The following is a 13888-nucleotide window of genomic DNA, read 5'->3' as shown; positions in this document are numbered from 1 at the left end:
TCAGATTAGGAAGGTTTTTAGCCTTCCCAATCAATCATTAAATCGTGAGCGATTCAACCACGTCTATCCAGCCGTGTTCCCCGGCAATATCCTGACCATTTAGCCAACGCCGCAGCATATTAAGCGCCATCATTGCGCAAACTTCCTGACGAATAGCCAAACTGTAGCGATTTGCATTCAGCCGTACGCGCAAGGCATGCGTGCCGTCAGGTGTTGCCAGTGCGAAGTTAATATGTTCGTTTTCGAAACCCGATACCGCCAGCGCCAGCTCGGCATAATGGTTGCCGCGTCGCTCGGTTATCCAGTGCGCCGTTTGTGCCAGTGTTTCTTCCTGAGATGGCACCACCTCGCTCGCTAACAACGGGGCACTGGCGCGAGACAGCTGCAGGGCGATTAAGCCTCCGGTAAATTGCTCGCTCAACGTCAGACTGTACTGGCGCTTCTGGAGCTTACGGGCAATTTGCGCAGGTAACCCTTCGGTACCTTCAAAAATCATATTCTGGCCGGCAACGCGTTTCACCTCTGGCCATAGCGCCAGCATCGCTTCACGTTGGGAATCGGGCCCGGTTAACTTCAGCTCAATAATCGGCATCGACGAGCGATATCCCATTGTCACCCCTGGCGGTAAAACCAGAGAGTCCAGGCTCTGTGCCAGATCGCTTTCAGAACGACCAAAGGTTGTTAAGCGCAGGCATAGCGGGGGCTGAGAGAGAGAAAAACGTTCACGCAGGCGCGGCAGGATCTCATGTTCAACCATGACTTTAAATTCTGACGGCACACCCGGCGTAAAGAACATCAGGCAGCGATTAAGCTTCACGGCGAACCCGCAGGCAGTTCCGACCGGATTATTGATAAACTCCGCGCTGGCCGGAAGTTCAGCCTGTTTGCGATTGCTCGGCGCCATCACGCGTCCCCGCTCACGGAAAAAACGCGTCATTTCGGCCAGCCACGCTTCATGCAGCACCAGCCCTTCACCTTTGGCGGTTGCCGCCGCCAGTGCGCTCAAATCATCGCTGGTCGGCCCTAAGCCGCCATTAACGATCAGCACATCAGCATGTTCGCTACGCTCACGCAGTATAGCGACCAAATCATTCAGATTGTCGCCTACCGTATTGCGGCGTGTTAACGGTAATCCCTGATTAAAGAAAAAATCGGCCAGCCAGGCGGCATTGGTGTCGACGATTTGTCCGTGCAACACTTCATCCCCGGTGGATAGCATCTCCACGTTTAACATCGTGTTCTCCTGCTTTTATGATGAAAACACTATAACGCATGGAGGGGGGAAGGCGCGACTGAACGCCGCGCCAGAAATGTTAGAAGCTGGCGTTAACCCCAACGTACGGGCCATCAGCAATTGCGTTATCACGGTTGCCGTCTTTACCTGCCAGGTTCAGGTAACGATAACCGGCTTCGATGCTCAGCGGACGCATAATCGTCAGACGCGCACCGGCATTTGCTTCTTCGTAGCTGTCGATACCGCTGGAGAGTGAGTCCGGGGAGTAGTAGTATTCGCCAAACAGACGGAAACTGTCGCCAATCGGCCACTGTAAACCACCACCGACAGCTGCCGCGTAGCCTTCATCACCGTCTTTCGGGTTGGTATAGATACCTTTCCCACCGACTGTTGCCAGCAACGGACCCAGAGGGATATTCAGACCAAGGCCAAGCCCTGCAACATCACCGTCGTCATCGTTATGCATCCAGTTGCCGCTAACAGCCAGTCCGGTGGACTCAGTACCCATACCAAAGCCAAGGTTAGTGTAATCTTCGCCAGCCTGACCGCTAATGCTAATCGCATTCGCCGACGCAGAAACAAACAGCATTCCGGCAAAACCCAGTAATAAACTTTTTTTCATTTTCTATCCTTTCCAGCAAGAATCAAAACATAGCCCCAAAACCGCTGGATTGTACTGCCAGATGGCGAGGAATCAATGAGCTAAAAAAGCGATACAATGACATATTGTAACTAAATACTACCCGCAATGTTTCAGTAAGGTTAAGTTCTTATCTGAAATAGACGGTTAAAGGCACCTGATTGCCGTTTTCAACAGACAACCTTCTTTTCCCCGGCAAAGCAGGCTTAAACAGCAATGAAGCGTTTTTTCTGTTGCCTGCAAAAGGTAAGATAAGTTTACGATGGACTCCTCCGCCCTCCCCTACAAGGAACAGACTTATGCGTCAAAGAACGATTGTTTGCCCACTCATTCAAAATGAAGGCTGTTATTTATTGTGCAAAATGGCCGACGATCGCGGTGTTTTCCCTGGCCAGTGGGCGTTGTCTGGCGGCGGCGTTGAGCCAGGCGAACGTATCGAAGAAGCCTTACGTCGGGAAATCAGGGAAGAGCTGGGAGAACACCTCGAGTTATCGCAGATTACCCCCTGGACCTTCAGTGACGATATTCGAACCAAAACCTATGCTGATGGTCGCCAGGAAGAGATTTACATGATTTATCTCATCTTCGATTGTATTTCCGCCAACCGTGAAGTGAAGATTAACGAAGAGTTCCAGGATTTCGCCTGGGTTAAACCGGAAGATCTCGCCCATTACGACCTAAACGTCGCCACACGTAAAACGTTAACATTGAAAGGGTTATTGTAAGTTCACATGGTGATAGCAGCAAAATATTGACCCTTCAGATCATGGCATTGCACTCATCATTCAGCAGCAGAGCAGCGATGCCATAGCCACGACAGAATACACGTAAAAATCATTTATTTTCAGACAAATAAAATGATCTCCTCCGCATTCCTCTTTATATCTCCAACCTTAAACTCTTAAGGATAAATTAACCTTCAGTCTTTAATCTTTGTGGCCTGATGAAATAATTAACGATGCCCCTGTTTATCACTAAAAATAAAACGGCGGTGGCGTTAAATGGCTGAAGGAATAATGATGTCTGACTTTTTGCCTTTCTCCCGTCCGGCAATGGGTGATGAAGAACTTGCCGCAGTTAAGGCGGTTCTGGATTCAGGGTGGATAACCACGGGTCCTAAAAATCAGCAGTTGGAAGACGCTTTCTGCCAGCTCACAGGTAACCAAAACGCTGTTGCCGTCTGTTCCGCGACGGCAGGTATGCACATTACGCTAATGGCGCTGGGTGTGGGTGAAGGCGATGAAGTGATCACCCCGTCGATGACGTGGGTATCTACACTCAACATGATTGTCCTGCTGGGCGCCACACCGGTTATGATCGATGTCGACCGCGATACGCTGATGGTGACCCCTGAACACATTGAAGCCGCTATCACCCCGCGTACCAAAGCCATTATTCCCGTGCATTATGCCGGGGCCCCCGCCGATCTTGATGCCATTTACGCCATCGGTGAACGCTACGGAATCCCTGTTATTGAAGATGCAGCGCACGCCGTCGGAACGTTATACAAGGGTCGTCATGTTGGTGCTCGTGGTACCGCAATCTTTTCCTTTCACGCGATCAAGAATGTGACCTGTGCCGAGGGTGGACTGATTGTTACTGACGACAGCCAGCTCGCTCAACGGCTTCGTAGCCTGAAATTCCACGGCCTGGGGGTAGATGCTTATGACCGTCAAACCTATGGTCGCGCGCCGCAGGCTGAAGTTCTCGCGCCGGGGTACAAGTACAACCTGACAGACATCAACGCCGCCATCGCCCTGGTGCAGTTGAACAAGCTGGATCGCCTCAACGCGCGCCGGGCGCAAATTGCGCAGCAGTATCAACAGGCGCTGGCCGATACGCCGTTTCAACCGCTCACCCTGCCCCAGTGGTCGCATGTGCACGCCTGGCATTTGTTCATCATTCGCGTGGATGAAGCCCGCTGTGGGCTGAGCAGAGATGCTTTGATGGAAGCACTAAAGGCCAGAAATATTGGCACAGGCCTGCATTTTCGCGCGGCCCACACGCAGAAATATTATCGCGAACGTTTCACCGATCTTTCTCTGCCTAATACCGAATGGAATAGCGCTCGCATTTGTTCACTGCCGCTATTTCCCGACATGACCGACGATGACACACAACGCGTCATTACGGCACTTCGCCAGATTGCAGGACAATAAGCATGTTTGAAGCCTCACCGATTAGTAAAGTCTCGGTGGTCATTCCCGTTTTTAACGAACAGGAAAGCCTGCCAGAATTAATCAGGCGCACCAGCGCCGCCTGCGAAAAACTGGATACTGAATATGAAATCCTGCTCATTGATGACGGTAGCAGTGACAATTCAGCTCAACTGATGATGGACGCCTCCCAGGCACCGAACAGCCATATTGTCTCTATTCTGTTGAATCGAAACTATGGGCAACACTCGGCGATTATGGCCGGTTTCAGCCACGTCACTGGCGACCTGATCATCACGTTGGATGCTGATTTGCAAAACCCGCCCGAGGAGATCCCGCGGCTGGTTGCCACGGCAAAAGAAGGCTTCGATGTCGTCGGAACGGTGCGTCAGAACCGCCAGGACACCCGCTTTCGTAAGACCGCCTCACGGATGATCAATCATCTGATTCAGCGCACGACCGGTAAAGCCATGGGCGATTACGGCTGCATGCTGCGCGCCTATCGCCGTCACATCGTCGATGCCATGTTGCATTGCCAGGAGCGCAGCACCTTTATTCCGATCCTGGCTAACATCTTTGCCCGCCGAGCCACGGAAATCCCGGTGCACCATGCCGAGCGTGAATTTGGCGACTCTAAGTACAGTTTCATGCGTCTGATAAACCTGATGTATGACCTGGTAACCTGCCTGACCACCACGCCATTGCGTATGTTGAGCCTGCTGGGCAGCATCATTGCCGCCACAGGCTTTACCCTGTCGGTCCTGCTTGTTGTTCTTCGCCTGACGCTCGGCCCGCAGTGGGCGGCAGAAGGTGTGTTTATGCTGTTTGCCGTGCTGTTTACCTTTATCGGTGCGCAATTCATTGGCATGGGATTACTCGGCGAATATATCGGTCGCATCTATAACGATGTCCGCGCACGCCCTCGCTATTTTGTTCAACACGTTATCCGTCCGCAAACCACGCAGTCAACTGAGGAAAACCGCGCATGAAAGCCGTCGTATTTGCCTATCACGATATGGGATGTCAGGGGGTTCAGGCCCTGTTGGATGCGGGTTATGACATCGCTGCGATTTTTACGCATGCCGATAACCCAGGTGAAAAAGCGTTTTTTGGCTCAGTTTCCCGCCTCGCTGCCAGCGCAGGAATTCCGGTGTACGCTCCGGACGAGGTCAATCATCCGTTGTGGATCGAGCGGATCGGCCAGTTCGCCCCCGATGTGATCTTCTCATTCTACTATCGCCATTTACTCAGCGATGAGATCCTGCGTCTTGCGCCTGTGGGTGCCTTTAATCTGCACGGCTCATTGCTGCCCAAATATCGTGGCCGTGCACCGCTGAACTGGGTATTAGTCAATGGCGAAACCGAAACAGGTGTGACGCTGCACCGCATGGTCAAGCGCGCAGATGCCGGTGCCATCGTCGCCCAGCAACGCATTACCATTTCCCCCGATGACGTGGCGTTAACCCTGCACCATAAATTATGCCAGTCTGCCCGCGAGGTACTGGCACAGGCGCTGCCGGCCATCAAAGCCGGTGATTTTCAGGAGTACCCACAACAGGAAGCCGATGCCACCTGTTTTGGTCGCCGCACGCCGGAAGACAGTTTCCTCGACTGGAATAAACCCTGCGCACAACTGCATAACATGGTTCGCGCCGTGTCCGATCCATGGCCGGGTGCATTTAGCTATGCCGGTACGCAAAAATTCACCATCTGGTCATCGCGCCAGAGTGCAAATTCATCTGCGGCGCTGCCAGGAACGGTTATCTCCGTATCACCATTGCTGATTGCCTGTGCCGATGGCGCACTCGAAATCATTACCGGGCAAGCGGGTGATGGCATTACCATGCAGGGCTCACAGCTGGCACAAGTTTTGGGTCTGGTCGCCGGTTCCCGCCTCAACAGCCAGCCCGTTTCCGCCAGCAAACGCCGCACCCGGGTTTTGATCCTTGGCGTTAACGGTTTCATTGGCAACCACCTGACTGAACGCCTGCTGCGCGAAGATAACTACGAAATCTACGGGCTTGATATCGGCAGCGATGCGATTGAGCGTTTTCTGCAACACCCACGATTCCATTTCGTGGAAGGCGATATCAGCATTCACTCCGAATGGATTGAATATCATGTGAAAAAATGCGACGTCGTGCTGCCACTGGTCGCCATTGCCACGCCGATTGAATATACCCGCAACCCGCTGCGCGTCTTCGAACTTGATTTTGAAGAAAACCTGAAAATTATTCGTTACTGTGTCAAGTACCGCAAACGCATCATTTTCCCGTCAACATCTGAAGTTTACGGTATGTGTACCGATAAAGATTTCGATGAAGACAGCTCCAACCTGATCGTCGGCCCGGTTAATAAACCGCGCTGGATCTACTCGGTCTCTAAACAACTGCTGGATCGCGTCATTTGGGCATACGGTGAAAAAGAAGGGCTACGTTTCACCTTATTCCGTCCGTTTAACTGGATGGGACCGCGTCTGGACAGCCTGAACGCCGCACGTATCGGCAGCTCACGCGCCATTACCCAACTGATCCTGAATCTGGTGGAAGGCTCCCCCATCAAGCTGATTGAAGGTGGTAAGCAAAAGCGCTGCTTTACCGACATTCGTGACGGTATCGAAGCCTTGTTCCGTATCATTGAAAACGACGGCGGGCGCTGTGATGGCGAGATCATCAATATTGGTAACCCGGATAACGAAGCCAGTATTCAGGAACTGGCTGAAATGCTCCTTTCCTGTTTCGAAAAACATCCATTGCGCCAGCACTTCCCGCCGTTTGCTGGTTTCCGCGACGTTGAGAGTAGCAGCTACTATGGCAAAGGCTACCAGGACGTTGAGCACCGCAAACCCAGTATTCGTAACGCCAAACGTTGCCTGAACTGGGAACCAACAATCGAGATGCAAGAAACGGTTGAAGAGACGCTGGACTTCTTCTTACGCAGTGTGGATATCACGGAACACACATCATGACCAAAGTGGGCTTGCGCATAGATGTCGATACATTCAGGGGGACACGCGAAGGCGTGCCCCGCCTGCTGGAGACATTGAACCGGCATAACGTTCGGGCAAGTTTCTTTTTTAGCGTCGGGCCCGACAATATGGGACGCCATCTCTGGCGTCTGGTGAAGCCGCAATTTTTGTGGAAGATGCTGCGCTCAAACGCAGCCTCACTCTACGGGTGGGATATTTTACTGGCTGGCACCGCCTGGCCTGGAAAAGAAATTGGCCTGGCCAATGCGGCCATCATTTCGCAAGCTGCCCGGTATCACGAAACAGGCTTACACGCCTGGGATCATCATGCCTGGCAATCACGAAGCGGCAATTGGAACGATAAACAGCTGATTGATGATATTTCGCGGGGCATTAATGCGCTCGAAACGCTCATCGGCCAACCCGTCACCTGTTCTGCCGTCGCTGGCTGGCGTGCCGACTCGCGCGTGGTCGAGGCAAAAGAAACATTCCATCTGCGCTATAACAGCGATTGCAGGGGAACATCGTTATTCCGTCCTGTACTTGAAACAGGAGAAATGGGGACGCCACAAATTCCGGTCACGCTACCAACATGGGATGAGGTGGTTGGTCAGGAGGTGCAGGCCGCGGACTTCAACGACTATATTCTCTCCCGCATTCAGCGGGACAAAGGCACCCCGGTCTACACGATTCACGCAGAGGTGGAAGGCATTGCTTTTCAGCAGAAATTTGACGATCTGCTCATTCGTGCCGCCGACGCTGGGATTACGTTTTGTCCACTGGGCGAACTGTTACCAGACGATATCAGTACACTGCCAACGGGCCAGATCGTTCGTGGCAAAATACCCGGCAGAGAGGGATGGCTCGGCTGCCAGCAACCCGCGAGTGTGACACCATGAAATCCGCACGTTACGCCCTGGCATTTGTCGCATTTATTGCACTGTATTTTATTTTACCCATCAATAGCCGCCTGCTCTGGCAGCCCGACGAAACGCGCTACGCTGAAATCAGCCGGGAAATGCTGACGTCTGGCGACTGGATCGTCCCACATTTTTTAGGGCTACGCTATTTTGAAAAGCCCATCGCGGGGTACTGGTTAAACAGCATCGGGCAATGGTTGTTTGGCGCAAACAACTTTGGCGTCAGGGCGGGGGCTATTTTTGCAACCCTACTGACTGCACTCCTGGTCGCCTGGCTGGCAATGCGGCTATGGCGTGATAAACGTACGGCCCTACTCTCTGCCGTTATCTTTCTAACGTTTTTTTCTGTTTACAGTATCGGAACCTATGCGGTACTTGATCCCATTATCGCGCTGTGGCTGATGGCAGGCATGTGCTGTTTTTGGGAGGGAATGCAGGCCACCACCAGAACAGGTAAAATTGTCGCCTTTTTGCTGTTAGGATTCACCTGCGGCATGGGCGTGATGACCAAAGGCTTTCTCGCGCTCGCTGTCCCCGTCCTCAGCGTGTTGCCATGGGTTTTCGTGCAAAAGCGCTGGAAAGAGATCTTTATTTACGGCCTGTTGTCGATTATCAGCTGTATTGCCATTGTCCTGCCGTGGGGGCTGGCGATTGCACAACGCGAACCCGACTTCTGGCACTACTTTTTCTGGATTGAGCATATTCAGCGTTTTGCGCAGGATGATGCCCAGCATAAAGCGCCATTCTGGTACTACATACCGGTTTTCGTGGCGGGCGCCTTACCCTGGCTCGGGCTACTACCGGGGGCATTGCGTACCGGCTGGCGTGAACGGGATATCCCGCGTAGCGCGCTATATCTGCTGGGCTGGATTGTCATGCCGATTCTGTTTTTCAGTATCGCCAAAGGGAAGCTGCCAACCTATATTCTTTCCTGCTTCGCACCGCTGGCGATCCTTACCGCACGGTTTGGCTTGCAGGCGGCTGAAAAAGGTTCTGCAGCGCTGCGCGTCAACGCTTGGATCAACATTCTGTTCGGTGTTATTGGTATTGTCGCCACATTTATCGTGTCTACGCTCGGGCCGTTGAAGACACCGGTCTGGTCGCATATCGAAACGTATAAAGTGTTTTGCTCATGGGGTATCTTTATCACCTGGGCGCTATTTGGCTGGTATACGCTTAACAACCGTGAAAAAAACTGGAAATTAGCAGCGCTCTGCCCGCTGGGGCTGGCGCTGTTGTTCGGTTTCTCAGTACCGGACCGGGTAATGGAATCCAAACAGCCACAGTTTTTTGTCGAGATGACCAAAGAGTCGCTGGAGTCGAGCCGTTATATTTTCACCGACAGTGTTGGCGTTGCCGCAGGCCTGGCCTGGAGCCTGAAACGCGATGACATCAACATGTACGGGCAAACAGGTGAGTTAAAATACGGCCTTAATTATCCGGATGCCCAGGGACGCTTCGTCAGCAGGGATGACTTTGCCGACTGGTTGGCGCGACATCGTCAGGAGGGGATCATTACGCTCGTGCTATCAATTTCGAAGGATGAAGATATTAATCAGCTTGCCATTCCCCCCGCCGACTATATCGACAATCAGGGGCGCCTGGTCTTGATTCAGTACCGGCCTAAATGATCTGGCTAACCTTAGTCCTTGCCAGCCTGCTCAGCGTCTGTGGACAATTGTGCCAGAAGCAGGCCACCCGCCCGGTACCCGCCCACGCGCGAACACGCTATATCGCGCAGTGGATTGGTCTGGCGCTGGCCTGTCTGGGACTGGCCATGCTGCTCTGGCTGGCAGTATTGCAGAATGTTCCCGTCGGTATCGCCTACCCAATGCTAAGCCTGAACTTTGTATGGGTCACGCTGGCGGCATGGAAAATCTGGCGCGAACCTGTCACAACGCGTCACTGGCTGGGGGTTGGGCTACTCATCACCGGCATCTTTATTCTTGGGAGTGCGGTGTAATGGGCATCTTTTGGGGGCTGTGCAGCGTGATTATTACGTCGGTTGCTCAGCTAAGTCTGGGTTACGCGATGGATAATCTGCCGCCCATGCTGCAACCGCTGGCGTTTATCTCCGCCGTTTTTTCAACCAGCAGCAGCGCATTCGCCTTGTATGGCGGGCTGGTAGGTTATTTACTGTCAGTGATGTGCTGGCATAAAGCCCTGCATCAGCTCGCGCTGAGCAAAGCCTATGCCTTGCTCAGCCTCAGCTATGTGCTGGTGTGGATCGCATCAATGATTTTACCTGGCTGGCAGGGAACCTTCTCAATAAAAGCCCTGGTGGGTGTGCTGTGTATTATGGCGGGATTAATGACCATATTCTTACCTGCCCGCCAACACACGCCCTGAGATCATTTATCGTCAGACAGTTGTCGCAGACGCTCCCATTCTTCACAGAGATACTGTCTGGCATCAATGATTTTAATCACTCGCGATGTGTCACGGTTAATACAATACTGGGCATCTTTTAGCGGTGACAGCAGATCGCCGACTTTTACACGCTCGCAGGCTTGCGCTTCAGCCAGCATTTTCAACGAACCATCGGTATCACAAAGAACAATATAGAGCCTCCCTGCTTTTCGGTTACAGCAAGACTTCTTCACATGCCATTCCATAGCGCACCTTTTGCTAATGATTTTCACAATAGGTTACACTTTAGCAGATAAACCAAAGGACAATGGCCCGGGAATGGCAATTATGCGGGATAAATTTAATGTTTTCTTAAGCTTTACCGCGGGTACGGACCCACTCCAGCAGCGCCCGGCGAGAAATCTTAATACCACCGCTTTTCAATTCTGCGGGTAAGGTTAGCCAACGAACGGGTTGCTGGAAACGTGCCAGCTTATCTTTCACCCATTCAGCCAGATCAATACTTCCAGCTTCGGCATCGTACTCCACTACCGCAACGGGGCGATGGCCAAACTCTTCATCTTCGATTGGCACAATAAAAGCTTGTAGAACATGGGGATGCGATACAATAACGCGCTCCACCTCTTCCGGTTGTATCCCTTCTCCGCCACTAAAGAACAGGTTGTCCATCCGCCCGACAAGGGTTAGCTTGCCATCATGCACGATGCCGCGATCGCGGGTGGCAAACCAGCCTTGCGCATTAACCAGCGGATAAAGCTGTCCGTTACGCCAGTACCCTTGCGCCATGCTGGCGGCACGCAGCCAGACTTCATCATCAACAATCCTGACTTCTCTGCCTGGTAGCGCAGAGCCGACATCCGCCTTACCATCGGCTTCTTTCGCACACACCGTGGAGGCAAATTCCGTCAACCCGTAACCGCACCAGCAGCGAATACCCTGCTCACGCGCTTGTTCCGTCAATTCAACAGGAATCGCGGCACCGCCCAGCAACACGGCCTTTAGCGATACCGGTGCGTTATTGACCAACAGTCGCCAAAGCTGCGTGGGAACCAGCGAAGCATGGGTACAACCCGCCAGCATCTGCTCTAACGGCTGCTTATCGCGCACGGTCATACGCGCCCCGGCAAACAACCAGCGCCACATAATCCCCTGACCGGAAACGTGAAATAACGGTAGCGAGAGCAGCCAGTCATCGTTTTCGCCAAATGGCATCAGTGACAGCACCCCCTGCGCACTCGCCAAATGCGCCTGACAGGTATGTACCGCCGCTTTCGGCAGTCCGGTTGAGCCGGAGGTTAACGTCATTGTGCTCAAGCGCTGAGGCAACCAGACGGCAGCATGCTCGCCAGACTGTTCCAGCATTCGCAGCGGTGTCAGTCCCGGGAGTGGACTTTCGCCTTCCAGATCCAGCGCAAAACGCAGCGTCAGATCCGGGATTAACACATCCAGCAACGACTGTGGCAACTGCGGGTTCACAGGTAAAATTCGTGCCCCGCACTGCAACAATGCCAGCCAGGCCAGCAGCGGACGGGGATGATTCCAGGCGCGGAGCAATATGCCATCGCCCTCTTCCACCCCTTGAGCCGCAAAGCCACTTGCCAGACGATCGACTCGCGCACAGAGATCGCCCCAGCTTAACACCTCATCGTTGAGGCGTAAGGCTGGCGCGTCCGCACGAGCCTGTCGCCAGTGACGCCACGGCCAGTCAGTAAAATCAGGCGTATCGGACAATCGCTCCAGGCCCGATGCGCTTGCGCCATCGGGCATTTCCCACTGGGTCATAGCAATCGTTCCAGCGCATCGACCTCAATGCACGGCAACGCGCTACCCGGCCAGGTGCGCACCTGCTGGCACTGCATCAGGCTGAGCGTATCCAGACCAGGGATAGTCTGTGGCGTCAACCAGGCAGCAATGCGCGCCAGCTGGGTTAAGCCCAGGCTCGATTCGATAGAGGAGCTGATCACGGCGGTGAGACCGAGCGCGTGTGCGACTGCAACCTGCTCACGCACCTTGTCGAGGCTACCCGTCAGCGTAGGCTTGATGACGACAGCCTTCACGCCCTCTTCGGCCATAAAGGTGAAATCGGCTTCACGCAGACTTTCATCCCAGGCGATGGCAATCCCTGTTTCACGCGAGAACGCACGGGAATCATCACGGGTTTTACACGGCTCTTCGAGGAAGGCAATGCGGCCGCGATACTCAGGATTGACATATTTCGCAAACTGCTGGGCTTTCAGCGGCGTCCACGCACGATTGGCATCGAGCCGCAGGTGCAGTTCCGGGATCGCCTCCAGCAACAGATTGACGACCATACCGTCGCGAACAGCTTCATACAGACCGACTTTTACCTTCGCAACTTTCTCGCCAGGCATGTCTGCCAGTTGCAGCACCAGATCGTCAGGATCACCGGTACACAACGGCGCAGCACGATAGTCCGCCGCCTCAGGCAACGTACCCTCAAGCTCGGCCAGCGCACAGCTAACACCAAATGCAACGGCAGGCAGTTGTGGTAAGGATGAATCCCCCTGCAGCCAACCGTTAACCCAGGCCAGCAGCGCAGTTTGCGCCTCTTCCCAGGTTTCCTGGCTGAAGCCCGGTAGTGGAGAGATCTCTCCCCACCCTTCGTGCTCGCCGTCACGAAGACAAACGTACAGCCCGTCACGCGTTTTTAACCGCCTGTCACGCAAAATCACCCCCGCGTCCATGGGGATCTGCCAACGGTATACCTGCGCGCTACGCATTACGGATTCCGTTTGAATTTGCTGAAGTCAGGCTGGCGTTTCTGGTTAAAGGCGTTACGGCCTTCCTGACCTTCTTCCGTCATGTAGAACAGCATGGTCGCGTTCCCGGCCAGCTCCTGCAGACCCGCCTGGCCATCGCAGTCGGCATTCAGTGCAGCTTTCAGGCAACGCAGCGCCATCGGGCTGTTTTGCAGCATTTCACGACACCAGCGCACAGTCTCTTTTTCCAGATCGACCAGCGGAACCACGGTATTGACCAGGCCCATATCCAGCGCCTGTTTTGCATCGTATTGACGGCACAGGAACCAGATTTCACGTGCTTTTTTCTGGCCGACGATACGCGCCATGTAGGATGCGCCCCACCCGCCGTCGAAGGAACCGACTTTCGGGCCAGTCTGACCAAAGATGGCGTTTTCAGCCGCAATGGTCAGGTCACACATCATGTGCAGCACATGGCCACCACCGATGGAATACCCTGCCACCATCGCGACAACCGGTTTCGGACAGGTACGAATCTGGCGCTGGAAGTCCAGTACGTTCAGGTGATGCACACCGGAGTCATCCTGGTATCCGCCGTAATCGCCACGTACTTTCTGATCGCCGCCCGCACAGAACGCTTTGTCGCCCGCGCCGGTCAGAATAATCACGCCGATATTGTCGTCATAGCGCGCATCCGCCAGCGCCTGAATCATCTCTTTGACGGTGACAGGACGGAAAGCATTGCGTACCTGCGGACGATTAATGGTGATTTTTGCGATACCGTCGGTGGATTTCTCATAGCGAATGTCGGTGTAGCCTTCAGAGCAATCGAGCCATTCTACCGGTGCGTAAAGCATTGTTTCATCAGGATAGATCATAA

14 protein-coding genes are annotated in these 13888 nt (G+C 53.7%); 8 read left to right on the top strand and 6 right to left on the bottom strand.

All coding sequences use genetic code 11. From position 1 onward, the window contains the following. Window positions 1–37 precede the first annotated feature (37 nt). The gene (locus HV261_RS10395) at window positions 38–1234 is read right to left on the bottom strand and encodes a nicotinamide mononucleotide deamidase-related protein YfaY (RefSeq protein WP_202038209.1); all 1197 of its coding nucleotides are present in this window, start codon (window positions 1232–1234) and stop codon (window positions 38–40) included. Between the two features lie 79 nt (window positions 1235–1313). Then, window positions 1314–1856, bottom strand: a complete 543-nt coding sequence (locus tag HV261_RS10390) for a YfaZ family protein (RefSeq protein WP_202038208.1) — start codon at window positions 1854–1856, stop codon at window positions 1314–1316. A 317-nt stretch (window positions 1857–2173) separates the two neighbouring features. Between HV261_RS10390 and nudI the strand changes: the two genes are divergently transcribed. The 8 genes from nudI to arnF all read left to right on the top strand — a co-directional run bounded on the left by nudI (window position 2174) and on the right by arnF (window position 10267). Beyond that, window positions 2174–2599 (top strand): nucleoside triphosphatase NudI, encoded by a 426-nt coding sequence (gene nudI, locus HV261_RS10385; protein WP_202038207.1) that lies wholly within the window; start codon window positions 2174–2176, stop codon window positions 2597–2599. Window positions 2600–2893: 294 nt separating this feature from the next. Further along, window positions 2894–4033: a UDP-4-amino-4-deoxy-L-arabinose aminotransferase gene (arnB, locus tag HV261_RS10380; protein WP_137384269.1), complete on the top strand. Its 1140-nt coding sequence runs from the start codon at window positions 2894–2896 to the stop codon at window positions 4031–4033. Window positions 4034–4035: 2 nt separating this feature from the next. Further along, window positions 4036–5019, top strand: coding sequence for an undecaprenyl-phosphate 4-deoxy-4-formamido-L-arabinose transferase (arnC, locus tag HV261_RS10375; protein WP_137384140.1), 984 nt, complete (start codon window positions 4036–4038; stop codon window positions 5017–5019). Beyond that, window positions 5016–6998: a bifunctional UDP-4-amino-4-deoxy-L-arabinose formyltransferase/UDP-glucuronic acid oxidase ArnA gene (gene arnA / locus HV261_RS10370; RefSeq protein WP_202038206.1), complete on the top strand. Its 1983-nt coding sequence runs from the start codon at window positions 5016–5018 to the stop codon at window positions 6996–6998. The genes arnC and arnA overlap by 4 nt, the downstream gene beginning before the upstream one ends. Then, window positions 6995–7897, top strand: a complete 903-nt coding sequence (gene arnD, locus HV261_RS10365) for a 4-deoxy-4-formamido-L-arabinose-phosphoundecaprenol deformylase (protein ID WP_202038205.1) — start codon at window positions 6995–6997, stop codon at window positions 7895–7897. Before arnA ends, arnD begins: the two co-directional genes overlap by 4 nt. Next, complete coding sequence (gene arnT / locus HV261_RS10360) at window positions 7894–9549, top strand: lipid IV(A) 4-amino-4-deoxy-L-arabinosyltransferase (RefSeq protein WP_202039682.1); 1656 nt, start codon at window positions 7894–7896, stop codon at window positions 9547–9549. Before arnD ends, arnT begins: the two co-directional genes overlap by 4 nt. Then, window positions 9546–9881 (top strand): 4-amino-4-deoxy-L-arabinose-phosphoundecaprenol flippase subunit ArnE, encoded by a 336-nt coding sequence (arnE, locus tag HV261_RS10355; protein WP_202038204.1) that lies wholly within the window; start codon window positions 9546–9548, stop codon window positions 9879–9881. The genes arnT and arnE overlap by 4 nt, the downstream gene beginning before the upstream one ends. After that, on the top strand, window positions 9881–10267 hold the full coding sequence (arnF, locus tag HV261_RS10350; protein ID WP_137384143.1) for a 4-amino-4-deoxy-L-arabinose-phosphoundecaprenol flippase subunit ArnF: 387 nt from the start codon (window positions 9881–9883) through the stop codon (window positions 10265–10267). Before arnE ends, arnF begins: the two co-directional genes overlap by 1 nt. A gap of 2 nt (window positions 10268–10269) precedes the next feature. Here the strand turns inward: arnF and pmrD are convergent, their stop codons facing one another. From pmrD to menB, 4 genes are all read right to left on the bottom strand, one after another. Further along, window positions 10270–10533, bottom strand: a complete 264-nt coding sequence (gene pmrD / locus HV261_RS10345) for a signal transduction protein PmrD (protein WP_202038203.1) — start codon at window positions 10531–10533, stop codon at window positions 10270–10272. A gap of 106 nt (window positions 10534–10639) precedes the next feature. Beyond that, window positions 10640–12070 carry an o-succinylbenzoate--CoA ligase gene (menE, locus tag HV261_RS10340; RefSeq protein WP_202038202.1) on the bottom strand — a complete coding sequence of 477 codons (1431 nt, stop codon included), beginning with the start codon at window positions 12068–12070 and terminating at the stop codon, window positions 10640–10642. Further along, window positions 12067–13029 carry an o-succinylbenzoate synthase gene (menC, locus tag HV261_RS10335; RefSeq protein ID WP_202038201.1) on the bottom strand — a complete coding sequence of 321 codons (963 nt, stop codon included), beginning with the start codon at window positions 13027–13029 and terminating at the stop codon, window positions 12067–12069. Before menC ends, menE begins: the two co-directional genes overlap by 4 nt. Further along, window positions 13029–13886, bottom strand: a complete 858-nt coding sequence (gene menB / locus HV261_RS10330; protein WP_137384147.1) for a 1,4-dihydroxy-2-naphthoyl-CoA synthase — start codon at window positions 13884–13886, stop codon at window positions 13029–13031. Before menB ends, menC begins: the two co-directional genes overlap by 1 nt. Between the last annotated feature and the right edge of the window lie 2 nt (window positions 13887–13888).

Origin of the sequence: Citrobacter sp. RHBSTW-00671 (assembly GCF_014103415.1) — a bacterium.
In the GTDB taxonomy this organism is placed as follows: Bacteria; Pseudomonadota; Gammaproteobacteria; order Enterobacterales; family Enterobacteriaceae; genus Citrobacter.
The sequence above is the reverse complement of the archived record's forward strand: the minus strand, read 5'-3'. Positions and strand labels throughout refer to the sequence as shown.

What these genes read in the sequence shown, in the direction of transcription:
- menC (WP_202038201.1), bottom strand. Translation starts at nt 13,029, where the DNA reads ATGCGTAGCGCGCAGGTATACCGTTGGCAGATCCCCATGGACGCGGGG.
- arnT (WP_202039682.1), top strand. Translation starts at nt 7,894, where the DNA reads ATGAAATCCGCACGTTACGCCCTGGCATTTGTCGCATTTATTGCACTG.
- arnF (WP_137384143.1), top strand. Translation starts at nt 9,881, where the DNA reads ATGGGCATCTTTTGGGGGCTGTGCAGCGTGATTATTACGTCGGTTGCT.
- menB (WP_137384147.1), bottom strand. Translation starts at nt 13,886, where the DNA reads ATGATCTATCCTGATGAAACAATGCTTTACGCACCGGTAGAATGGCTC.
- HV261_RS10390 (WP_202038208.1), bottom strand. Translation starts at nt 1,856, where the DNA reads ATGAAAAAAAGTTTATTACTGGGTTTTGCCGGAATGCTGTTTGTTTCT.
- arnD (WP_202038205.1), top strand. Translation starts at nt 6,995, where the DNA reads ATGACCAAAGTGGGCTTGCGCATAGATGTCGATACATTCAGGGGGACA.
- arnC (WP_137384140.1), top strand. Translation starts at nt 4,036, where the DNA reads ATGTTTGAAGCCTCACCGATTAGTAAAGTCTCGGTGGTCATTCCCGTT.
- pmrD (WP_202038203.1), bottom strand. Translation starts at nt 10,533, where the DNA reads ATGGAATGGCATGTGAAGAAGTCTTGCTGTAACCGAAAAGCAGGGAGG.
- arnE (WP_202038204.1), top strand. Translation starts at nt 9,546, where the DNA reads ATGATCTGGCTAACCTTAGTCCTTGCCAGCCTGCTCAGCGTCTGTGGA.
- nudI (WP_202038207.1), top strand. Translation starts at nt 2,174, where the DNA reads ATGCGTCAAAGAACGATTGTTTGCCCACTCATTCAAAATGAAGGCTGT.
- menE (WP_202038202.1), bottom strand. Translation starts at nt 12,070, where the DNA reads ATGACCCAGTGGGAAATGCCCGATGGCGCAAGCGCATCGGGCCTGGAG.
- arnB (WP_137384269.1), top strand. Translation starts at nt 2,894, where the DNA reads ATGTCTGACTTTTTGCCTTTCTCCCGTCCGGCAATGGGTGATGAAGAA.
- HV261_RS10395 (WP_202038209.1), bottom strand. Translation starts at nt 1,234, where the DNA reads ATGTTAAACGTGGAGATGCTATCCACCGGGGATGAAGTGTTGCACGGA.
- arnA (WP_202038206.1), top strand. Translation starts at nt 5,016, where the DNA reads ATGAAAGCCGTCGTATTTGCCTATCACGATATGGGATGTCAGGGGGTT.